The organism is Serratia sp. M24T3 (assembly GCF_000257645.1).
Classification (GTDB): Bacteria; Pseudomonadota; Gammaproteobacteria; order Enterobacterales; family Enterobacteriaceae; genus Rouxiella.
Genome location: NZ_AJHJ01000004.1, coordinates 70265 through 93536 on the forward strand (window position 1 = coordinate 70265; position 23272 = coordinate 93536).

The 23272-nt window shown below is 50.7% G+C and carries 19 protein-coding genes and 1 pseudogene; 15 read left to right on the top strand and 5 right to left on the bottom strand.

The genetic code is table 11. The features are described from left to right. The first annotated feature begins 419 nt into the window (after positions 1 to 419). Both SPM24T3_RS04905 and SPM24T3_RS04910 read left to right on the top strand, forming a co-directional pair. On the top strand, positions 420 to 1700 hold the full coding sequence (locus SPM24T3_RS04905) for a dicarboxylate/amino acid:cation symporter (RefSeq protein WP_009635601.1): 1281 nt from the start codon (positions 420 to 422) through the stop codon (positions 1698 to 1700). Between the two features lie 395 nt (positions 1701 to 2095). Next, entirely contained in the window at positions 2096 to 3637 is a 1542-nt protein-coding gene (locus SPM24T3_RS04910) for a pitrilysin family protein (RefSeq protein ID WP_009635602.1), read from the top strand. Between the two features lie 149 nt (positions 3638 to 3786). Here SPM24T3_RS04910 and SPM24T3_RS04915 read toward each other — a convergent pair whose 3' ends face one another. Continuing rightward, the gene (locus SPM24T3_RS04915; protein ID WP_009635603.1) at positions 3787 to 4722 is read right to left on the bottom strand and encodes a sugar kinase; all 936 of its coding nucleotides are present in this window, start codon (positions 4720 to 4722) and stop codon (positions 3787 to 3789) included. Positions 4723 to 4970: 248 nt separating this feature from the next. Between SPM24T3_RS04915 and SPM24T3_RS04920 the strand changes: the two genes are divergently transcribed. Continuing rightward, positions 4971 to 7034: an AsmA family protein gene (locus SPM24T3_RS04920; RefSeq protein WP_009635604.1), complete on the top strand. Its 2064-nt coding sequence runs from the start codon at positions 4971 to 4973 to the stop codon at positions 7032 to 7034. A gap of 35 nt (positions 7035 to 7069) precedes the next feature. On the opposite strand, the gene SPM24T3_RS04925 is transcribed toward SPM24T3_RS04920, so the two are convergent. From SPM24T3_RS04925 to SPM24T3_RS04940, 4 genes are all read right to left on the bottom strand, one after another. Next, positions 7070 to 7888, bottom strand: coding sequence for a CDP-diacylglycerol diphosphatase (locus SPM24T3_RS04925; protein WP_009635605.1), 819 nt, complete (start codon positions 7886 to 7888; stop codon positions 7070 to 7072). A 54-nt stretch (positions 7889 to 7942) separates the two neighbouring features. Then, positions 7943 to 9265 (bottom strand): MFS transporter, encoded by a 1323-nt coding sequence (locus tag SPM24T3_RS04930; protein ID WP_009635606.1) that lies wholly within the window; start codon positions 9263 to 9265, stop codon positions 7943 to 7945. Between the two features lie 344 nt (positions 9266 to 9609). Next, complete coding sequence (gene yhjD / locus SPM24T3_RS04935; protein ID WP_009635607.1) at positions 9610 to 10623, bottom strand: inner membrane protein YhjD; 1014 nt, start codon at positions 10621 to 10623, stop codon at positions 9610 to 9612. A 102-nt stretch (positions 10624 to 10725) separates the two neighbouring features. Beyond that, positions 10726 to 11625 carry a LysR family transcriptional regulator gene (locus SPM24T3_RS04940; protein WP_009635608.1) on the bottom strand — a complete coding sequence of 300 codons (900 nt, stop codon included), beginning with the start codon at positions 11623 to 11625 and terminating at the stop codon, positions 10726 to 10728. 128 nt (positions 11626 to 11753) lie between these two features. Between SPM24T3_RS04940 and SPM24T3_RS04945 the strand changes: the two genes are divergently transcribed. The 12 genes and pseudogenes from SPM24T3_RS04945 to SPM24T3_RS05000 all read left to right on the top strand — a co-directional run bounded on the left by SPM24T3_RS04945 (position 11754) and on the right by SPM24T3_RS05000 (position 23017). After that, positions 11754 to 12512 (top strand): SDR family NAD(P)-dependent oxidoreductase, encoded by a 759-nt coding sequence (locus tag SPM24T3_RS04945; RefSeq protein WP_009635609.1) that lies wholly within the window; start codon positions 11754 to 11756, stop codon positions 12510 to 12512. Positions 12513 to 12579: 67 nt separating this feature from the next. Beyond that, complete coding sequence (locus SPM24T3_RS04950; protein WP_009635610.1) at positions 12580 to 13140, top strand: GNAT family N-acetyltransferase; 561 nt, start codon at positions 12580 to 12582, stop codon at positions 13138 to 13140. A 90-nt stretch (positions 13141 to 13230) separates the two neighbouring features. Next, entirely contained in the window at positions 13231 to 13815 is a 585-nt protein-coding gene (locus SPM24T3_RS04955) for a cytochrome b (protein ID WP_009635611.1), read from the top strand. Positions 13816 to 13877: 62 nt separating this feature from the next. Next, a complete protein-coding gene (locus SPM24T3_RS04960) occupies positions 13878 to 14375 on the top strand; it encodes a hypothetical protein (protein WP_050956136.1) in 498 nt (165 codons plus the stop codon). Between the two features lie 96 nt (positions 14376 to 14471). After that, a complete protein-coding gene (locus SPM24T3_RS04965; RefSeq protein WP_009635613.1) occupies positions 14472 to 14930 on the top strand; it encodes an RNA polymerase sigma factor in 459 nt (152 codons plus the stop codon). Beyond that, positions 14920 to 15711 (top strand): anti-sigma factor, encoded by a 792-nt coding sequence (locus SPM24T3_RS04970; protein ID WP_009635614.1) that lies wholly within the window; start codon positions 14920 to 14922, stop codon positions 15709 to 15711. Before SPM24T3_RS04965 ends, SPM24T3_RS04970 begins: the two co-directional genes overlap by 11 nt. Positions 15712 to 16097: 386 nt before the next feature. Continuing rightward, a complete protein-coding gene (locus SPM24T3_RS04975; RefSeq protein WP_009635615.1) occupies positions 16098 to 16670 on the top strand; it encodes a sorbitol dehydrogenase family protein in 573 nt (190 codons plus the stop codon). A 270-nt stretch (positions 16671 to 16940) separates the two neighbouring features. After that, positions 16941 to 18338: a cytochrome c gene (locus tag SPM24T3_RS04980; protein WP_050956137.1), complete on the top strand. Its 1398-nt coding sequence runs from the start codon at positions 16941 to 16943 to the stop codon at positions 18336 to 18338. Between the two features lie 68 nt (positions 18339 to 18406). Then, positions 18407 to 20038: pseudogene (locus tag SPM24T3_RS04985) on the top strand (GMC family oxidoreductase). Between the two features lie 164 nt (positions 20039 to 20202). Then, a complete protein-coding gene (gene gcvA / locus SPM24T3_RS04990; RefSeq protein ID WP_009635619.1) occupies positions 20203 to 21108 on the top strand; it encodes a transcriptional regulator GcvA in 906 nt (301 codons plus the stop codon). Positions 21109 to 21182: 74 nt separating this feature from the next. Next, the gene (locus SPM24T3_RS04995; protein ID WP_009635620.1) at positions 21183 to 22010 is read left to right on the top strand and encodes a DMT family transporter; all 828 of its coding nucleotides are present in this window, start codon (positions 21183 to 21185) and stop codon (positions 22008 to 22010) included. A gap of 113 nt (positions 22011 to 22123) precedes the next feature. Beyond that, complete coding sequence (locus SPM24T3_RS05000; protein ID WP_009635621.1) at positions 22124 to 23017, top strand: oxidoreductase; 894 nt, start codon at positions 22124 to 22126, stop codon at positions 23015 to 23017. Positions 23018 to 23272 lie beyond the last annotated feature (255 nt).

The following is a 23272-nucleotide window of genomic DNA, read 5'->3' on the forward strand; positions in this document are numbered from 1 at the left end:
GAAGTTGCTGAACTCAGGCCAGAGGCGGATGTTTATTGTTCAATAACGTTAATTCTGGACAATAAAATGTAATTTCAGCCGCCAAAACAGCGGGGAATTTTGCAACAAAATTTCTCCTCGTTGAAACACAAATTCATAACCCCTCAAACACCCCGCAAAGCCGCTTGATTACTGGCTTCAATTAATATTAATATTTATTTAATTTTTTAGCTGAATCCTTTCAGTTCACCTTTTCTAACAACAATGATTGCCAAACGAAACAATTTATTTCCATCCTGTTATGTCGGTGTTATTTTCCGGCTGTCGCTATGCGCTCGACTGCTGTATATGTATGGCGATGTACCCTCCGTCTTTCGGGACGTTTCGTTCCAGCGTCTTGAAATCTTTGGGGATACTTTCACTACAGGATGGCCGTATAAATGAAAACAACAATATTTAAGAGTCTTTATTTCCAGGTGTTGACTGCGATAGCCCTCGGGGTATTGCTGGGGCACTTTTATCCAGAGCTGGGGGCGCAGATGAAGCCGTTGGGTGATGGCTTTGTCAAACTAATCAAAATGATTATTGCTCCGGTAATCTTCTGTACTGTGGTTACCGGTATTGCAGGGATGGAAAGCATGAAAGCGGTCGGCCGTACTGGTGCGATTGCTTTACTTTATTTTGAAATCGTTAGCACTATCTCGCTGATACTCGGGTTGATTATCGTCAACGTCGTGCAGCCAGGTGCCGGAATGAATGTTGACCCGGCGGCGCTTGATGCCAAAGCGGTGGCCGTTTATGCCGAACAGGCGCAAAGCCAGGGAATTATTCCATTCCTGTTAGATATTATTCCTAACAGTGTGATTGGCGCGTTTGCCAGCGGGAATATCCTGCAAGTTCTGCTGTTCGCGATTCTGTTTGGTTTTGCCCTGCACCGCCTGGGCGACAAAGGCCAACTGATGTTTAACTTCATCGACAGCTTCTCGAAGGTGATTTTTGGCGTCATCAACATGATCATGCGCCTTGCTCCTATCGGTGCATTCGGGGCCATGGCCTTTACCATCGGTAAATACGGCGTTGGGTCGCTGGTACAGCTAGGTCAGCTGATCCTCTGCTTCTACCTGACTTGCGTGCTTTTTGTCGTGGTGGTTCTCGGCCTGATCGCGCGATTTACCGGTTTCAATATCTTCAAGTTTGTTAACTACATCAAAGAAGAATTGCTGATCGTACTGGGTACTTCTTCATCAGAATCGGCACTGCCGCGCATGCTCGACAAGATGGAGAAACTGGGTTGCAAAAAATCGGTGGTGGGGCTGGTTATTCCTACCGGCTACTCGTTTAACCTCGACGGAACGTCTATCTATCTGACCATGGCGGCGGTGTTTATTGCGCAGGCAACCAACACGCATCTGGATATCTGGCATCAGATTACCCTGCTGGTGGTGCTGCTGTTGTCCTCAAAAGGGGCGGCTGGCGTGACGGGCAGCGGATTTATCGTTCTGGCGGCAACGCTTTCTGCGGTTGGGCATCTGCCGGTTGCCGGTTTGGCACTGATTCTCGGTATTGACCGCTTTATGTCGGAAGCGCGTGCGTTGACTAACCTGGTCGGCAACGGTGTGGCGACTATCGTAGTAGCGAAATGGTGTGACCAGCTTGATGAAAAACAGCTGAATGACACCCTTTCTGGTAAAACGGCGCTGCCTGTCGATAAGGCCGCCTAATTATTCCCCGTATTTCAGTTATTTAAGATGGCCATTTTTATTAAAATGGCCTCTTTTGAAGCTAATTTCTCTTTTAATCCACCGCTTGCTTGATGTAAGCGATGGATTATCTTCATAATATACCTATAAACACTCTCCATCCCGAATCTCGAAAACGGCCAGGCCGTTATGAAAGCCAGCCCTTAGGGCATTTTTTTCATTGTTGCCCGCGACATATGCGAAGTTATGCTGTCTAACACAGTGCTACACTCGCCGTTTTCGTTTATTGCATTCGAGCTTGCCGCCTCTGAATAGGGTAAGAGCAAGATTTGATTATTGAAAATTGGATTTACCCCCGTAGTTTGCATCACCTTGGATGCCTATACGAGGGGTAGAGTTATTATGTAGGGGTTAACATGCAGGGCACCAGAATTCGCTTACTCCTTGGTGGGTTGTTGTTGGCTTCGGCTTACAGCAACGTGCAGGCCGAAGCATTACAACCCGATCCGGCCTGGCAACAGGGTAAACTGGATAACGGCTTTAACTGGCAATTGCTTACTACGCCGCAGCGTCCCAACGATCGCATCGAACTGAGATTAGTCGTTCGTACCGGATCGCTGGCAGAAAATCCGCAGCAGCAAGGCTTCGCGCACTTTTTACCGCGCCTGGCATTAATCCGCAGTGAAGGTTTTACCACTGCTCAGCTCCAGTCTTTTTGGCAACAGGCGATTGATAATCAACGCCCGATGTCACCCGCAGTCACGTCCTACGACTTTACCTCCTACAACTTGAGTTTGCCGAACGGCCGCCCTGATTTGATTAAGTCGGCGTTGCACTGGTTGGTTGATACCAGCAGCAAAATGGTGGTCACTCCAGATTCTCTGCATGCCGCCTGGCAGGCTCCACAGGACCCGATCGACTCAGTGCCGTCTGACTCTGGCGATGGCTGGTGGCGTTACCGTATTGGCGGCTCGACGCTGGTTGGACACAGCCCGGAACTGTTGCCAGCCAAAACTGTGAAAGCGGCCGATCTCGGCAAGTTCTACCACCAGTGGTACACCCCAGACGTGATGACACTCTACGTGGTGGGTAACGTAGATAGCCGCGCCATGGCCGAGCAGATAAAAAGTGCCTTCGCGTCGTTAAAAGGCAGTCGCCAAATACCACAAACGATGCCAACTTTGTCTGATGTTGCGCCAAAAGTGATGTCGACGTTTGATCCTTCATTAACTCAGGACCGGCTTTCACTGATGTGGAGCATGCCGTGGCAACCTATCCAAGATTCACCAGCGCTAAATGCTTACTGGCGCAGCGATCTGGCGCGTGAGGCGCTGTTCCTGCACTTGCAGCAGGCGCTGAAAACTCCAGCTGACAGCAAAGAATCCAAAGACGGTGGCTCGATTCAACCCGCGCTTGGCTTTGATTGCCGTGTGCAATACCAGCATGCGCAATGCGCAGTTCGTATGGAGGCGCCTAAGGAGGCGATTCAGCCAGCGTTAAAACGCCTGGCTGGCGAATTGGTTAAAGTCCGCGATAATGGCCTGTCACAGGCTGAGTTTGACGCGTTGGTTGCTCAGAAGAAAGACCAGCTCGGTCAGCTATTTGCCATCTATGCGCGTACCGATACCGGTGTATTAATGAGCCAGCGCCTGCGTTCACAGCAAAATGGCGTGGTAGATATCGCCCCGGAGCAGTATCAAAAACTGCGCCAGGCATTTTTGTCGACCCTTACGCTGCCTGATTTTAATCAGGAGCTGAAACAGCAGCTGTCGCATGACCCTTCAATGATGCTGGTACAACCTAAAGGCGAAGCTGAGCTGAGTGTGAAAACGCTTCAGGATACCTATGACTCGATCGTAGTCCCTACGGCAGCGACACCAGCGGATGCTCCACCGAGTACCGATGCCTCCCAGGCTTCAACTTCGGCGGGTTCAGGCAGTTCGACTACGGTTCAGTAAGCGAATGTTTGGCGCGTAGAGTCTTGAAGGCGTTTTATATAGATGCCTTGTGTCTGATTTCAGCGCCCTATAACAGGCAGCCATCACTTTTTAAAAGCGTGGGTTGCCTGTTTTCGTTTATTAAAGGGTTAGCTATTTAAATCATAGAGCTATTTAGACGGCATAGCGGCTAGCGGGATAATTGCCCCGCGATACTGAATGACCGTGCTGGCGGTAAGATGCCCGCACTGTGCCGATTCAACGGCATTTGCGCCAGTCAGCCTCTTGGCCAGATACCCCGCACTGAAAGAATCTCCCGCCGCAGTGGTGTCGATTACCTTGTCTTTCTCCAGCAAAACAGCCGGGATCTCAAACTCTTCAGCTTCGCTATCCGAGACTATGCAGCTTTCTGCCCCGCGTTTTATCACAATTTCGCTCACTCCAATGGCATGGGTCCGAGCTATCACCTTCTCAAAGGGCTGTTTACCCCATAGCAGGTCTTCATCGTCGAGGGTCAGGAACGCGATGTCAGTATAGGAAAGCATATCCATGTAGGCCCTCTGGGCCTGTTCTTTACTTTCCCAAAGGCGTGGCCGGTAATTGTTATCAAAAATTACCTTACCGCCACGTCCGCGACACTTGTTGAGCAATGCCATGAGCCGAGCACGATTATCGTCGCTCAGGATAGCCAGGCTTATTCCGCTGAGGTAAAGATAATCAAAATCTGCCAGCTTCTCGCACAGCGCTTCGGAGTCCGGGCCATTGAGCCAGTAACGTGCAGCGGCATCATTGCGCCAGTAATAGAAGGTTCTCTCGCCGGCAGGATCGGTTTCAATTACGTACAGTCCCGGTAATTTATTCTCCAGACGCTGCACAAGATCTGTTTCAACCCCTTCTTTCTGCCAGGCGGCCAGCATCTCATTGCTAAAACTGTCAGTGCCGAGTGCCGTAACGTAATGCACCTTAAGCTCCTCGTCGTTAACCTGACGAGCGATATAAACCGCAGTATTAAGCGTATCGCCACCAAAACCTCGGTTTAATGAATCGCCTTTTTGTGAGAGCTCGATCATACATTCGCCGATTACGGCAATATTTTTTATAGTCATTATGCGCGCCTGTCAGTCATTCAGTAGGGTTTAAATAAGATACGTTCTAGTCTCTTCGTAGGTGAAGTTTCAGTCAATAGAAATAAAACAACGTTTTAGTATTTTCCAAGACGTCTCGAAGTTCCTGAATTCATTTGTGGGCTTTTGCTCACAGAAATGCTCCTCTGACCGCGTCGCCGTGCACCGACCCACATTCTCAACTATCTTTAATTAAACTTTTCAAATAATTGTCTGACAGGAACGCACCTATGACACGCACAGGAAAAGCGCTGAGTTGGACGGCTGGAATACTGGTCATTCTGGTAGTCGCTATCATTATTTTTATAGCGCTATTCGACTGGAACCGCCTGAAACCCATGATTAATCAGAAAGTATCGACTGAACTGAACCGACCCTTCGCCATTAAGGGTGATTTAGGCGTTGATTGGTCGCGTCAAAAAGATGAAGGCGGATGGCGCGCCTGGGTGCCATGGCCGCATCTCCATGCCGAAGATATTGTATTGGGTAACCCGGAAGATGTTCCCGGCGATAAACCCATGGTGCATTTACAGCGCGTTGACGCCAGCCTGTCTCCCTTGGCGCTGCTCGATAAAGAAGTTTTAATCCCTCGTATCTGGTTGAAACAACCCGACGCGTCGCTTATCCGCCTTGCCGATGGCAAAAATAACTGGACCTTTAATCTCGCCAATAGCGACAGCAAAGAGACTAATCAGCCGCCTTCCGCCTGGTCGTTCAAAATGAATGACATTGTGTTCGACCGTGGGCAAATCGATTTCAAGGATGCGACTCTTAAGGCCGATTTTCGTGCGGTAATTGACCCGTTGGGCAAGCCATTGCCATATGTTGAGGTGACCGGCAAACAAACCGATAAAAACAGCAAAGACAAGGGCAAACCTTATACTCCGGACTATGTGTTTGGCTGGAAGGTTGATGGTAAATACAAAGGGGAGCCACTGTCGGGCGACGGCAAGATTGGCGGCATGCTGGCCTTGCAGGACCCGGATGCGCGTTTCCCACTCCAGGCCGATGTGCGCTCGGGTAAAACTCGTGTAGTGGTCGCCGGAACGTTAACCGATCCGCTAAATTTAGGGGCGCTAGATTTACGGCTGAAATTCTCCGGGCAAACGCTGTCCGATCTTTATGGCCTGACTGGTGTGCTGTTACCGCAGACTCCGCCGTATGAAACTGACGGGCACCTTATCGCTGAGTTACACGATAAAAACGGTGCTAAATTCCAATATCAGGGCTTTAACGGCGAGATTGGCGACAGCGATATCCATGGTTCCCTGACCTACACCGCCAGCAAGCCGCGTCCTAGTTTGAACGGCGAACTGTCTTCCAACCAGCTGCGCTTTGCCGATCTCGCGCCGCTTATCGGTGCCGATTCCAATACGGATAAAGCCAAACGTGGTGAAACGACCCGTCAGCCTTCCGACAAAGTCCTGCCGGTTGAGAAATTTGATACCAAGAGTTGGCGTGTGATGGATGCCGATGTGAAATTCAGCGCCAAGCGCATCGAGCACGGCAAGTCTCTGCCGCTAAGCGATTTGAATACCCATCTCAAATTAAATGACGGCGACCTGCTGCTAGATCCGCTGCGCTTCGGATTTGCTGGCGGCAGTCTGAATTCTACTGTCAGACTCGAGGGGGATAAATCGCCGATGCAGGGCCGAGTTGATATGCACGCCCGTGGTTTGCAGCTAAAAGAGTTGGTGCCTAATGTGCAGTCGATGAAGAAAAGCCTGGGTCAGCTTAACGGCGATGCCAAGCTTTCCGGCACCGGTAACTCAGTAGCGGCACTGCTCGGAACCAGCAACGGTGAGATGAAACTGTTGATTAACGACGGCGTAATCAGCCGTGGTTTGATGGAAATTGCGGGCCTGAATGTCGGTAACTACGTGGTTGCCAAACTATTTGGCGATGATGAAGTCGCGATCAACTGTGCAGCAGCCGACGTGAATATCAAGAGCGGTCTGGCGCGGCCAAGCCTGCTGGTATTCGATACAGAAAATGCCGTAATAAATATCAGCGGCACCACAAACTTTGCCAATGAGCGTCTGGATTTATCGATTGACCCAGAAAGCAAAGGGCTGCGGGTGCTGACTTTACGTTCTCCGCTCTACGTGCGCGGGACCTTTAAAAGTCCTGATGCAGGGGTAAAACCGGGGCCATTGATTGCTCGTGGCGCAGCAGCGGTGGCTTTGGGGGCGATTGTGGCACCCGCGGCGGCGCTGTTGGCGCTGATTTCGCCGAGCGACAATGAATCGAACCAGTGTGGCGCTATCCTGCAAAAAATGAAGGCCGCTAAATAGGCCTTCATGCTTCACATCTTGAGTCGATAAAGTGCTTATTGGACGTTTATCGGCGGATTTTTCTCATAGGGAGGAATCGGATCCAGGACTGTACATTTGTGGTCCTGGATCTCTTCTGTCGAGGCATCATTTAGCCCAAGCAGGCTGCGTTTATTGGCTAACAGCAAGAAATCCCCACCCTTAAGGCTTACCATTGCCAATCCGTAATGCCCCATTTTTTGACGGGCTTCTGGTACGCCGTCAGCCAGCAAACGGAATGCTCCTTTCTCACTCAGCTCGGCCGGTGAAACTTTACGAGCGAGATAAGTGTGGCCTTTCAGCTTTTCTGGCAGCTCCTGCCAGCGATAACCAATTTGGCCAGCCTCATCGCTTAACTGAGTTTTCACCTTTGGCAGCAGGCAGGAGATATGAATGTGCATCTGATTCTGGCTGCGGCCAAATTGTGAGTTAATCGCCAGCGAAATATTACTGTCATCAATTGGCTTGCCGTATTTATCCGCCATAAAGTGCCTTGCCTGCCAGGCCTGAGCAAAGAAATTCGGCGTTCTGTCTTCAAGCAGCGCCGGGCTCTCAATGCCGGTGATCCTCTCGGTCGGCATCAGCAAATACTGTAACGGGCCTTCCATATCTTTGAGGACAACGAAACCTTGTTTTTCATCAACCTGAGAACAGGGGGCAGGCTGCCCATTCTTTTCCTGATCGGGTAGACATTTCTGACTGATGATATGCCATAGGGCATTGGGGTGACGTGAATCATGCCAGATATATTTATGCCAGAAGTGGTGAACTGGAAAATAGGCAACAGCCAAAAAGACGATAACAAGAGGGAAATGCAAGCGAGGTCTTAAGCGCATGTGAAACTCTTTAATAAAACCCGCTACCGACGCTGCCGGGAGCGGGCAAAATAATCAGAGTGACTGGTGGCGGGTCTCTTTGGTCAGTATCAGGGCAATCAACGTGAGCGTTGCCATGGATGCCAGATAAACGCCGACATAAAACAGCCCATAATGGGTTGCCAGCCAGGTTGCAATATAAGGGGCCACGGAAGCGCCTAATATTGAAGACACATTATATGAGAAAGAAGCGCCGGTATAGCGAACTTCTGTTGGGAAAAGTTCCGGAAGTAACGCCCCCATTGGACCGAAGGTCAGCCCCATAACGCTGAAGCCACACAGCAGGAAAATCATAACTGAAGTGATAGAACCGCTGCTGATTACCGACGGGAAGGTCAGTGCAAAAACAATAATTAGCAAGGTTATACAAATCATGGACTTGCGACGTCCAAACTTGTCAGCTAACTGACCGGCAATGGGCACCATCACGCCAAAACCGATTACGCCAATCATCAGCATCAGCAGGAAATCGTTTCGGGCAATACCCAGACCGGCCGGTTTTGCGGCGGTGCCGTAGCCCAGCGAGTACACAGTCATAATGTAAAAAAGCGTGTATGTCGCCACCATGATAAAGGTCCCCAGCAGGGTGGCCTTCAGGTGCTTGCTGAACAGGCGGCCAATCGGCACTTTAACCTGCTTGCCCGCTTTGGCGATTTTGGCGAATACCGGCGTTTCATGCAGTGAAACGCGAACATACAGGCCAATCAATACCAGCACAGCGGAAAGCAGGAAAGGCACGCGCCAGCCCCAGTCGATGAACTGTTGCTCTGTCAGCAGCCAGGAGAGCAGCAGGAACATGCCGTTGGCAATGAAGAAGCCGATCGGCGCACCCAGCTGCGGGAAAGAACCATAGAGCGCGCGTTTTTTCGGTGGCGCATTTTCAGTGGCCAGCAGAGCCGCACCGCCCCATTCGCCGCCAAGGCCCAGGCCCTGACCAAAACGCGCCAGTGCCAGCAGTAACGGAGCAAACACGCCAATAGTGGCATAGGTTGGCAGCAGGCCAATAAGTACGGTCGAAACGCCCATGGTCAGCAATGAAGCAACCAGCGTAACTTTGCGGCCCACGCGGTCGCCAAAGTGGCCAAACAGCGCCGAGCCGATTGGTCGAGCGACGAAGGCAATGGCGAAAGTTGCCAGAGACTGTAGCGTGGCCGCGGTCGGATCGCCCTGAGGGAAGAAAATATGCGGGAAGACAATAACGGCTGCTGTCGCATAGATATAAAAGTCAAAAAACTCGATGGCGGTACCAATCAGGGAAGCGATGATAACTTTGCCGCGAGAATTCTGGCTAACGAGTTCCGCGTCGGCCTCGAGTTCTGGGGTGATGGTGGCTTGCATAAGTGTTTCTTATTAGTTTTTTATGTAAATGGATTTGATTAAAAAAAGCATCTTAAGCACTGCTATAGCGAGTTTCAACCGCGCGAGACAGCCTGAAAACAGCGTTTTCGGCTGAATTGGGAGATTCCGCCAAAAAGGTGGCGGCTCGGCAGCTATAAGTATCTTGAATGGATAATTTTCAGAGTAACATTCTGTAAAAGAGTGAAAGAAAAGTGAGCTAGGTAGTGGGTTGTTCTGACTTTTGGAAACGGAAGGGCACTGTTTAAGAGTAATGCACTACTTTTGTGACTGTTTTATGGAATTAAATGCCAGATAGCAGGCGCTGTCTGGCATGATGGAATTGATTACGCTCTGGAAGCATTGTCAGGTTGGTCAACCGGCGGATCGTCATGATAGCGCGCGGTAGCTATCCAGGCTGCGCAAAAAAGCGTCAGGCGGGCGAAGAAATAGAAGAACGCCATCAGGCCAATCACGGAACCGAAGGCTGCTCCCGACGGAGAACTTGCCAGACGCGGCAGCATCATGGTCATCACAAACTTGATCACTTCGAAACCAATGGCAGCGATGAGCGTGCCGCGAAACAGCGCTTTCCTGCGCGGCTTGTGGCGCGGCAGAATCCAGAATATCCACAGAAATAACAAATAATTGGCGAACACAGAAATCACTAGTGTAATAATTGTCATCACCGGACGCAGCCAGTCAATGCCGCCCAGCCCCAACGCATCGACGATAGATTGCTGAGCAGAACCGGCAATCGAGGTCAGCGAAAGAGTAATAATCAGCGCCAAAACTAGCCCAACCAGTGAGATCAGGTCACGAATATAGCGGGTATAAATTTTTTCCTGGTCCTTGGGATTACGCTCCCAAACGTCGCGAGACTGTGCTCGAATCGCTTCGCGCAAATTTCCCATCCAGCTTATGCCTGAATACAGAGCAATGACCAATCCTGACAGGCCAACGGCAGTTCTCTGCTGTATGGCTGTGTTTACCGTGCCTTTTAAGGTATTTGCCAGATTAGGGTCGCTGATGCTGTTAACGATTTTATTGATCAACTGAGCCAGCAGATCAGGATTTGAGGCCAGCACGAAACCGACGGCGGCAAAAGAAACCATCAAAATCGGGATTAGCGATAGAAAAGAAAAATAGGTTATCGCCGCGCCAAACTGGCTGCCCAGTCGGTCGTTAAAACGATCCATCGCGCGGATAAGATGCGAGACCCAATGCCAGGCTCTGACGTGACTAATCACGCTTGAGAAGCCCGACAACGTGTCGTCTACCGCCCGATTGCCGGTTTTAATATTGATTAGCGGCTTTTCGCTATCCTGTTTTTTGATTGATTCTTTGGTGGGTAATGACATTAATCCACTCATTCCTTAGCAATTTTTTGGACTCCAGACATTTAGTATAGTCATCGTCAGCGGTAATGATCTGTCCGTTCCGAAATCAGTTTTAGAAAAAGCTTATGCTATATAGGCTTGCATTATTTCACTCAGCCAATCCATAAAGATTTTTACTCGGCGAGAGAGGTGTCTGCGGTGAGGATAGACCAGCGTGACCGGCATTGGCGGCGCGCGAAAAGGCGTGAGAATACTGACCAGCTGGCCGTTGGCGAGATAAGCGCGAACGCCAATAAGCGGCACCTGAATAATCCCCAGCCCCGACAGGCAGGCAACAGTATAGGTTTCAGTGCTGTTAACCGTGACCGCTCCGCCGCTTTTTACCGTTTTTAGGTCTTTACCTTCAAGATATTCGAACTCACTGCCGCGACTGCGTAACGCCTGGTCGTAGATTACCATGGCATGATTGGCGAGCTGTTCGGGATTCTCCGGCGTGCCGTAGCGCTTTAGGTAATCCGGGCTGGCGCAGTTCACCACCTGCAAATGTCCCAGCGGGCGGGCTATCAGCCCTGAATCTTTCAAATTGCCGACGCTTATCACGCAGTCGAAACCTTCGCGCACGACATCAACGCGATGATCGGTGCTGCTCAGTTCAATTTCCAGGGCCGGATAGCGATTCAGAAACTCTGCCAGACGCGGCAATACCAGATGTGTGGCCATGGTCAGCGGCATATCGACCCGAAGTTTGCCGCTGACCGTTGTTGGGTTCGACTGAAACATCGACTCCAGCTCATCCATGTTGGCCAGCAACTCTTTGCAACGTTCGTAAAAAACTTGCCCGTCCTGGGTTAGCTGAACGCGTCGCGTTGAACGATGCAGCAGGCGTGCCGACATTCTCGTTTCTAACTGTTGAACCAGTCGCGAAACGCTGCCTTTAGGCAACCCCAAACTTTCAGCGGCGCGAGTAAAATTGTTCAGCTCCGCAACTCGGACAAAAACCTGCATTGATTGAATTTTATCCACATTTTCCCCGCGAGAAAGCTGGATTGTTGTCAAAAACGAGACAGTGAAACTCATTTTAGACTATTTATCATTAATAAAGAGTCTAATAGGCTATATATCACACAATCGTACATCTCTGGAGTCTGAAAATGAGCAAAAAAATCGCATTAGTGACCGGTGGTAGCCGTGGATTAGGTAAAAACGCGGTATTAAAGCTGGCGGAACAGGGAATTGACGTGATTCTGACTTATAACAGTCAGCGTGAAGAAGCCGAATCTATAGTTCGCGAAATTGAAGCGAAAGGCGCGAAAGCAGCAGCTCTACAGCTCAACGTCGTCGAAAGTCAGGGCTTCAATGCCTTTGTCGCACAGGTAAAATCGGTACTGGAAAAAGTCTGGCAGCGCGAGAATTTCGATTTTTTAGTAAATAATGCAGGCATTGGTATTAATGCTCCTTTTGCCGAAACCACTGAGGAGCAGTTTGACCTGCTGATGAATATTCACCTCAAGGCACCGTTTTTCCTGACCCAAAAGCTGTTGCCTCTGATTGCCGACGGGGGTCGTATCCTGAATGTTTCTTCCGGTCTGACGCGTTTCTGTTTGCCGGGCTATGCCGCTTACTCTGCCATGAAAGGCGCGATGGAAGTCCTCACCCGTTATCAGGCTAAAGAACTGGGCGCGCGCGGTATTGTGGTAAACATTTTGGCGCCGGGAGCGATTGAAACCGATTTTGGCGGCGGCACTGTACGTGACAACCAGCAGGTTAATCAGTATGTTGCTAATAATACGGCTCTGGGGCGCGTCGGCCTGCCCGATGATATTGGCGGGATGATTGCGATGCTGCTCAGCGAGCAAAGTGGCTGGGCCAACGGCCAGCGCATCGAGGCGTCAGGCGGCATGTTCTTATAATTTATTCACTTCGCTGGCGCATTTCGTTTATTAAACATTTCTTTATTAAATTGAAAAAGGAGCTCCAATGCAGCCAGCGATTATCCCCGTTCTCGAAACCCCCCGCCTGACTTTACTTCCGTTGACTCCCGAAGATGCGCCCGTTATCCAGCGTGTTTTCCCGCATTGGGAAATCGTAAAATATCTCGCCAATACAGTTCCCTGGCCCTTTCCCGATCACGGGGCACATAATTATGTCAATAATGTAGCGCTCGCGGCTGTTGCCCAGGGAACGGGATGGTTCTGGACCTTGCGTCGCAAGGAGGATCCCTCCGAGCTGATAGGCGTGATTTGCCTGACCGATACGCCAGATAATAACCGTGGATTCTGGCTATTGCCGTCCTGGCAGAAACAGGGACTGATGGCGGAAGCCAGCGTGGCAGTAACCGATTTTTGGTTCAATACGTTGAAACGTGAGGTACTGCGTTCTCCAAAAGCTAGCCCAAACAAGGCATCCAGGCGTATTTCTGAAGCCAGCGGCATGCGACTTGTGCGCATTGAAAAGAAAGCCTACGTCGGTGGAGAATTTGATTCTGAGCTGTGGGAAATCAGTCGTGACGAATGGAATACTCTGCACAGTAAAAAATAATAAAAATATTACCGAATAGATCTCAGTCCTCGGCTGTTAACTGAATATTCTCTATTACTTTGAATATTATTTTAACTCTGGGGCACTTTTATGGATAACACCGAGCTTGCGAACTCTGCGGCACCTTCGCGAAAACGTTACGATCATCTGACCATTCTGCTGCACTGGTTAAGCGCCGGTTGCGTGATTTTTCTGTTTGCCAGCGCCCATATCTGGGAAGTGCTGGAACGCGGAACGCCGCTGCGCAAGGGGCTGCAATCAATCCATATTTCCGTGGGTATTCTGCTGGCGATAGTGATTATCTGGCGGCTGCTCTGGCGTGTTACTCACCGCGCGAAACTTGATGCAATCGCGATGCCGCGCGTGATGTCGCTTGTTTCAAAGCTGACCCATTGGGCACTTTACGGCCTGCTGCTGGCGCAAATTACTCTCGGATTTTTATTCCGCTGGGCCCAGGGCGAACCTTTCTATTTCTTCTCAATATTCCCCATTCCTGACTTTTTCGGTATCGACCCCGGCCTGCGCCGTACTTTTGGCATGTTGCACAACAATGTGGCATGGGCGCTGATTATTCTGGCTGGTCTTCACGCGCTGGCCGCGTTGTTCCACCACTATGTACTGCGTGACGGTGTTTTACGGCGGATGTTATCTTCAACTGACAGGACGGCACCATGAAACTCTCTACAGTGACTCACGGTTTTAAAGTCAACAAAACGGCCCCTAAACTTTGTCTTCTCATGCTGATTGCCGGCCTTTCTGGCTGGTCAATGATGGCACATGCGATGGGCGATGATTCCAGTAAAACCCCTGATTGCCCGAAAGGACAGGTTTACGACAGCAAAACCAAAACCTGCATGATTGAGAAAAGCAGCATGCTTACCGATCAGGATAAAACCCAATATGCCTATCATCTGGCAAAAACAGGGCGCTATCAGCAGGCATTAACGGTTTTGGATACCCTCAAACAGCCGAATACCAAAGAGGCGTGGAATTATCGCGGCTACGCGACACGAAAACTCGGGCGCACCGACGAGGGCATCGGTTATTATCAGAAATCAATTGCCCTGGATGCTCGCTATACTTTGGTCCGCGAATATCTGGGTGAAGCCTATATAATCAAAGGGCGACCGGATTTAGCCAAAGCCCAGCTGGCGACGATAAAATCCCTGTGCGGTACCAGCTGTGAAGAATATCGGGACTTGCATGCTGCCATCGAGGGGCATCCGGAAGCCTGATTAATCGCGCCTGATAACCTGAGGCAAAGAGAAATTACCACTCCTGACCTGCGTAATGAGTTGAGTCTGTGTCTGGCGCGTTTGTGGCGCTACGCAATGGTGTTGTCAAAAAAGCGCGACGTGGCCGACGATCTGGTGCAGGCAACCTGCGTTCGTGCTCTGGAACGCGGGCATCAGGTTGATGGCGCGACGTCAATTGACCGTTGGTTTTTCTCTATTCTGCACTCTATCTGGATCAACGAAATCCGCGCTCAGCAAGTTCGGCGCGGGCAAGGTTTCGTTGATATCGGTGACCTCGATGCTTTACCTGACGAGTTCGACAATCAACGGCAGGCGAATCAGGTGATGCAGCGCGTCAATCAGCTGCCGGAAGCTCAGCGCAACGCGATTTTTTTGGTTTACGTGGAAGGTTTCACGTATCAGGAGGCGGCGCGAACGCTTGACGTGCCAATCGGTACCATCATGAGCCGTCTGGCAAGCGCACGACAAACGTTGGCAAAAAATCCGCCGGCTTCTGCTCGACTTTCTCAACGGGGAGAGAATCATGACCGATAATTTTTCATTTTCTCCCGTTAACGACACCCTGTTGGTGGCTTATCTGGATAACGAGCTGGATGCCGAGCAGCGAATCAAGCTCGAGCAGCGCCTGCAACACGATGAGGCGCTATCTGCCAGACTTGAAGCATTGGCCCACAGTCAGCTCGATTTTAGCGGGGCTTTTGAACCCTTGCTGGCTCAGGCTCCGGTGGCGTCGTTGCAAAAAAATCTCGACGCATTGAGCGATAAAAAAGCACCTGATTCTTCACGCGACGGGGTTACGCGTCGCAGTTTGCTGGCGGCAGCCATAGGCCTGGTGGCGATTGGCATGGGCGTGGAGCGCTATGCTTTATCCCCCTCGCAAAACACGGTTGACGACGGGTGGCGTAATCTGGTCGCGCAATATATGTCGCTGTATTCAGCCGAAACACTGGCCGATATTAACGATTCCCCTGCCGAGCAAAAGCAGGAATTGGACCGCGTTGCCCGTGAAGTGGGCATCGGTCTGTCGCCTGCGCAGCTAAAGCTTAGCGGCGCTCAGCTCAAGAATGCGCGTATTCTGCGCTATGACGAATACAACATTGCGCAGATTTCTTGGCTAGATGAACAATTTGGTCCGTTGGCGTTATGCATAACCCGCAGCGACAAATCGAACGATCAGGCCCAGGCCGCAGAGGTTCGCCGTGGAATGAACGTCGTTTATTGGCGGCGAAATGGCTACAACTTTATGCTAATTGGTCGCGCACCTGCCAAAAATATTCAACAGCAAGGCCTAGAGCTGCTAAATAATATTTCCTGATATTTAATTGAGTGAAATGGCTTAATAAATGACGAATATAACGAATCAGGCGGTTCGTTATTTGCCGTGTGTCATTTTTTTATATTTTTTTATTAGGAATATTTTTATCTATTCGCCGTTTTATTAATAAGATTAATTCTTAGTTTTTATGTGTGAAATTAATGTTATCAATTTGTTTATACATTTAAGCGTAATTATTAACATTTAATCATAATTTTGTTACATATGCCTGCGCAAAACAGAAGCAAATACTGTGACTCCCGTCACAAATACCCCTATGATAATTCAGCCTTTATCTTCAGTAGGGGCGCTGATTAACGTAAGTATTTTCAAATAATTATATCTACTTCATCGCCACGCAGCAGGGTTTCGCTATAGGGAGTCATATGAAAGATAACAGCCATGCAGAAGAAAAATCTGAACTCAGCGGAAAAGGGCTTTCACGCAGAAATTTAATTTCACGTTCAAGTTCATTAATTGCTACTTTTGCATTAGTTTCCGGCGGATTAACTGCAGTACCTGCTTTAGCCGCCAGCGAAAATAATGATTCCGCAGATCTGAACGGATTTATTCGCCTGTCACGATTACTTACCGGCCACAATAGTCTGGATGTTCAATTAGGCGAGCGTCTTTACAACGCGCTAAGTCAGCAAAATACAAAATTTGCGGATTGGGTAAAACAGCTAACACTTTACGTACAGCAAAATAATATCCCTGATGTAGAAACTCTCGATGAAAAGTTAAAACAGCAGCCTCTGCATGAACCAATGATGGCCATTATTAAAGCTTGGTACAGCGGCGTAATTGAGCCTGGATATCACGCCACGGTTTACGGTTATCAACAGGCATTAATGTATCAGATACCTCGTGATGGCATGGTGATTCCGACCTACGCGCACAATGGTCCGGATTATTGGGTTGCTAACCCGCCGCCGGTTGATCGACTACTGACTTTCTAGAGATAAACAACTCGTTACCGTTACGAGCTAAATATCACCGAATTGGCTTGCTGGGCAAAACGGTTAATTTCGAATGTCATTTTCACGTCTGAAAGGTTTTTTCCCACGGGAAATTCCAGGGCTTTTTGCGCCCAAAATTCAGCGCGCATTTTTAATAAAAATAGTGAAAAGCTAATGGAGAGCAGGTCCTTGCCAATTAAAAACTCATTTACCCGTAATACACCGCTGAGGCGCGTTCTTTATTGTGTGGGGATTGCCGCGTCAGTGCTGATGGGTGCTAGCGCAGCACAGGCCGCAGAGAGTCTGCCATTGGCCGCCCCTTCAAGTAATCAAACCGGGGTTGATTTAATTTCTCGTGGTAAATATCTGGCGATTGCCTCTGACTGCGCCGCCTGCCACACCGATCCTGCGACTAAAAATGTTTTTGCCGGTGGCTACGCTATTCACTCGCCAATGGGCATTATTTACTCTTCCAACATTACGCCATCCAAAGAATTTGGTATCGGAAATTACACTGAAGAGCAGTTCAGCCAAGCGGTGCGTGACGGTATCCGCGCAGACGGCAGCCATCTTTATCCGGCCATGCCTTATCCGTCTTACGCCGGGTTGACCGATGCTGATATTCACGCGCTGTATGCCTACTTTATGCAGAGTGTTGCGCCGGTTGATATTAAACCGCAGCAAACCGCGCTGAGCTTCCCGTTTAATATGCGTTTCTCGATGATTGGCTGGAATCTGTTGTTCCTGCATAACAAGCCATTTACGCCAGTTGAATCTCAGGATGCTACCTGGAATCGCGGTAAGTATCTGGTAGATAACGTCGAGCACTGTAGCGAATGCCACACCCCGCGTAACGCATTGATGGCATTGCAGGGGGGTAAAGCCCTCTACAGCGGCGCGATGCTGGGCAGTTGGCATGCGCCGAATCTGACCAGCGACCCAGTCAGCGGTTTGGGTGGCTGGAGCGATCAGGATCTGGCGCAGTATCTGCAAACTGGCCACGTCAATGGCAAGGCGCAGGCCGCAGGGCCAATGGCCGAAGCAGTGACTAACAGCCTGCAATATCTGCATCAGGACGATATCAACGCCATTATCACTTACCTGCGCACATTGCCGCCGGTTCGCGACCCGGCGCAAACCAAGGCTGCGTCTGATTTTGGTACCGGTACCAACACGGATACGGCAACCCGCGGCATTCATTCGATCTCGAAATTCCTTGCTGCGGATGCTTCAGGACAAACGTTGTTCGACGCTGCTTGCTCGAGCTGTCATCAGCCTGACGGTAAGGGAACGGCTGACGGCTTCTATCCGTCTCTGGTTCACAACACCACTTTGGGCGGTGATTCACCCGACAACCTGGTTTCGGCGATTCTGTTTGGCGTACAGCGCACGGTTAACGGTAAATCAGTGCTGATGCCGGCATTTGGCCCGTATTCCGACGTGCAGACGCTTACTGATAATCAGATTGCGACCTTAAGTAATTATCTGTTCAAGCAGTACGGCAATCCGCAGCTTTCCGTGACCGAAGAACAGGTGAAAACCATTCGACAGGGTGGAGCAACGCCGCTAATCGCCAAAATTGCCAAACCAGCTGCCATTGCTGGCGGGGTAGTTGTGCTGCTGCTGATTGTGCTGCTGTTGGCATGGAGTCAACGCCGCCGCCGCTAATCCTGACGTATCGGATTAGGTACTGATTTATCGCGCTTTTAGGCGCATACAGAATTTTGAGGTTCAACATGTCTAAAGAATTAAGTGCAGACGTCGTCATTATCGGCGCTGGGATTTGCGGTGGTTTTGTCGCCAAAGAATTGGCCGAAGCGGGATTGTCGGTGCTGGTGCTGGAAGCAGGCCCACGCTGGGAACGTGCGCAGGTAGTTGAAAACTGGCGTAATATGCCACCTATCAACAAATCTGAATCCGACTATGCGACGCCTTATCCAGCATCACCTTGGGCGGTTCATCCCCAGTTGCATCCTTATAATGAGTATCCCCAGGTTGATGGCCCTGATGCCTCCGCCTATCGGCAGGGCGTAGTGCGCGGCGTGGGCGGAACTACCTGGCACTGGGCGGCCTCGACCTGGCGTTTTCTGCCACATGATTTACAGCTGCACACCACCTATGGTGTAGGCCGCGACTGGGCGGTGACCTATGACGAGCTGGAAGATTATTACTATCGTGCCGAAGTGGCGATGGGTGTTAACGGCCCAAATGACACCACGCTGAAGTATGTGGCACCGCGTAAGCAGCCGTTCCCAATGGAACCGATGCCTTATGGGCCTGCCGACCGCCTGTTTACGGAAGTTGTAGCCAGGGCGGGTTACGAAAACACGCCGGTTCCTCAGGCCCGTAACAGCCGACCTTATGATGGACGCCCTCAGTGCTGCGGTAACAATAACTGCATGCCAATCTGTCCTATTGGGGCAATGTTCAACGGGATTCTGGCGATTACCAAAGCTGAACAGCTGGGCGCGAAAGTGATCACCAATGCGGTGGTTTACAGCATGGAAACCAACTCCTCGAATGAAATCGTGGCGGTTAACTTCTATGATCCAGATAAAAATTCGACTCGTGTGACCGGCAAGACCTTTGTTTTGGCGGGCAACGGGATAGAATCGCCGAAACTGTTGCTATTGGCGGCCAACGATCAGAATCCTGACGGGATTGCCAACAGTTCCGGTCACGTTGGTCGAAACATGATGGACCATCCGGGAATTCTGATGAGCTTCCAGGCTGCCGAACCTGTTTGGACCGGCGGTGGCTCGGTGCAGATGAGCTCAATCACCAACTTCCGCGATGGTGATTTCCGCCGCGATCATTCTGCGATTCAGATTGGCATGAACAACACCTCGCAGAACCACAAAGCGGGTGTGAAAGCCTTGCAGATGGGCTTGGTCGGTAAAAAACTGGATGCAGAAATCCGCCGTCGCGCCGCCTGTGGCATGGATATCTATGTTAACCACGATATTCTGGCTAACCCGGATAACCGCCTTCGTCTTAGCACCACCAAAAAAGATGGCCTCGGTATTCCATTCCCCCACATAACCTACGATGTGGGCGACTATGTGCGCCGTGCCGAGCCAAGTTCACGCAAGCATTTACAGCAGATTGCTGAACTGTTTGGCGCGACCGAAATCGAGTCCACTCCGTACTTCAACCCGAACAACCACATTATGGGCGGGACGATTATGGGGCACGATCCCTAGGATTCGGTGGTTGATGGCTGGATGCGTACCCATGATCATCGCAACCTGTTTATCGCTTCCGGCGGGGCAATGGCTTCAGCGGGTACCGTCAACTCGACGCTGAGCATGGTGGCGCTGTCATTGCGTGCGGTGGACGCTATCAAGAAAGACATGCTGCACGCCTGATAAACTGTTTTTAAAGTTGTAGCGAAAAACCGGCAGCCTTGCAGCGGACTGCCGGTTTTTTTATGCGCCTGACAAAGCCGCGTCTTTCGGGGGAAGAATAAAATGCCTATCATGAATATATACTCATAACCGGCAGTTTTTAAATGCCATCCAGAGACCTGACAATGAGAGATCTGCCGCCAACCGCTACCTTGCGGGCCTTTGAAGTTGCAACCCGTCACGCCACGTTCACCTCTGCAGCAGAAGAATTGCATATCACCCAAAGCGCCGTCAGCCATCAGCTAAAAAATCTCGAAGAGATCTGGGGCTTGCAGCTTTTTCAGCGCGGCAAGTCACTGAGTCTGACACCTGCAGGGGCTGCATTGGCGCCCATCGTCCGTGAGTTTTTCAGTAATCTTGAAGCCACGCTTGCCGACTTGAGAGAGCAAAAGGGCAAAGTGCGGCTTAACGTCAGCACTACTTATTCTTTTGCGTTGAAATGGCTGCTTCCCCGTTTGCCGAGCCTTTCCCAGCAGCATCCAGAAATATTAATCGCGTTGGAAACTACCGATAAAGCGATTAATTTTTCCGGTTCAGAATCGGACGTCGCGATCCGTTTTGGCGCGGGGAATTATCCCGCCTTATTCTCGGAGTTTATGTTTCGAGAGCAAATTTTTCCGGTCGCCAGCCCCGAACTTTTAAAACGCTTCGGGACGCCGCAGGAGCCAGCCGAATTATTACGCTATCCGCTACTTACGCGAGATGGCGCAGATTTGGTACCAAAATGGGAATCGTGGTTTCAACAGGTTGGCGTGGGTATTTCGTCGCTTAAGGAAAGTGTTCGATTTGCAGATACCAATATGACAATAGAGGCGGCGCTGTTAGGCCAGGGGCTAGCGTTGGCCCGCAGCGGACACGTCGAGGCCGAGATAAGTTCTGGCAGTCTGCTCCGGCTGTTTGACGTGCCGTTTCCTTCGCCCGTTGCTTACTATTTTGTCTGCCCAAAAGGCATCGAGTCGCAGCCACACATCATCAGTTTCCGTGACTGGTTGCTGAAAGAGTGCGGCAAAGCTCAGCAAGCTTATCAATAAAGCATGAGCATTTACTCATGGTTCAATGAGGAGATTTCGCTGTTTTCCCAAGCTCGATTTACTTAGGATGAGCTATGCCTTTTCATATTATTTTATTAATACTTTTTGCCGCACTGTTGCATGCCAGCTGGAATGCCCTGCTGCGCGGCGGGGCCGACAGGCTTTGGTCGATGACAATTATGTGCATCGCGGTGGCGGCTGTCTGTGCCCCAATAGCGCTGTATGTCGGGCTGCCAGCCACAGCGAGCTGGCGGTACGGACTGCTCTCGGCCGCGCTGCATGTCGGCTACAACCTGTTTCTGGTCAGAAGCTACAAGACTGGCGATTTGGGGCAAACTTATCCGATTTCACGCGGTTCTTCGCCGCTGTTGATCACCTTGGCTGCGGCCATTTTTGCCGGTGAAAAAATTGGAACCAGTGCGCTGTTCGGCGTTGCGCTGGTGTCTTGCGGGATTATTTCGCTGGCTTTCAAAGGGCGGCGCTTTGCCGTTCCAAGCCTGCCGTATGCTTTGGGAACCGGATGTTTTATTGCCGCTTACAGCGTGACAGACGGCATCGGCGTGCGCCTTTCAGGAGACGCCATGGCCTACACCGTCTGGATGTGCGCCTTGTGGGGCGTCTTTATGCCGCCGGTTTATATCGCTCTGCGCGGTGCTAAAAGTTTATTTACTGTCAGAAATGGATTGATTGCCTCTTCTATTGGCGGATGGGTCTCACTGCTGGCCTATGGCATCGTGATTTATGCCATGACCAGCGCACCGATGGGAGCCGTCTCGGCATTGCGCGAAACCAGTGTGTTGTTTGCGGCAGTGATTGGCTATTTCTTCCTGAATGAGAAATTAACCGTCAGAAAGATGCTGGCGTGCACGGTGATTGCCATTGGCACCATCATTATCGGCTGACGGCTTACCGATACAGTGGGCGATTTATTTATAAAAGCTTTTGAGTGCCCTGGGTTGGCCGGATTTTTCCGGCTTTTTGGAAAGTAAGCAGACGATTATGGCGGGAGATATTTATGACGACTGAAAATCCGACCGTTGCTCTCATTGGGCCGGGGGCAATTGGTACGACGATAGCGGCGGCTTTGCATGAGGCCGGACGCACTCCGGTGATCTGTGGCCGCACGGCTCACCAGCGTCTGGAGTTGCGCTTCGACGGCGGCAGTGTGGTCGTCCCAGGACCCGTTCTGAACGATCCCATCAAGATTACCGGTACTTTTGATCTGGTATTTGTCGCGGTCAAAACAACTCAGGTAGCGGCGATTGCTCCATGGCTAACTGCGTTGTGCAGCGAGAAAACCGTGGTTTGCGTACTGCAAAACGGCGTCGAGCAGGTATCGCAGTTAACGCCTTACTTGTCGGGCGGCCCGATTTTACCTTCGGTGGTTTGGTTCCCTGCACAACGTGAATCCGATGCCTCGGTGTGGCTGCGTGCCAAGCCGCGCCTGACCTTGCCGGAAACTCCGGCGACCCAAATCGTGCTGACCGCTTTGCGCGATACGCGGTGTACGGTCGATGTCGCGCAAGATTTCACCTCTGTAGCCTGGCGAAAGCTTTTACAGAATGCGGCTGCGGGTTTGATGGTACTTACCGGGCGTCGCGCCGGAATGTTCTCCCGCCCTGATATTGCCGAGCTGGCAATGGCCTACTTGCGTGAATGTCTTGAGGTTGCTCGTGCTGCAGGAGCGATTCTTGGCGACGAAGTGCCACAGCAGATTGTTGAAGGATTCCAGAGTTATCCTGCCGACATGGGGACTTCAATTCTCGCCGACCGTCAGGCTGGACGACCGCTGGAGTGGGATATTCGCAACGGCGTGGTGCAGCGATACGGCCGCGTCCATAACATTCCAACGCCAATGAGTGATTTGCTGGTACCACTGTTAGCCGCCTCTAGCGATGGGCCCGGCTAACCGGCTCGTGCGAAAAAATGCCCAGTCCACGTTGCTTCACCTGCTTCGGGGCTGGTTTTTAGTCATCGGTATGGCTCGAATGTTTACTATTCATCTGCTTAATCATTCTGTGCGGTTTTTAATCACCTCAATTTCTGAATCCTTTCCGCTGATCGTAATTTAATCATTCAAATCCTAATTTTTATTTAATCTTTCAATTCAAGTTATTGCGAATTTTCGTGCTGTTTTAAGCAAGGATTTACGTGAATAGCTGGT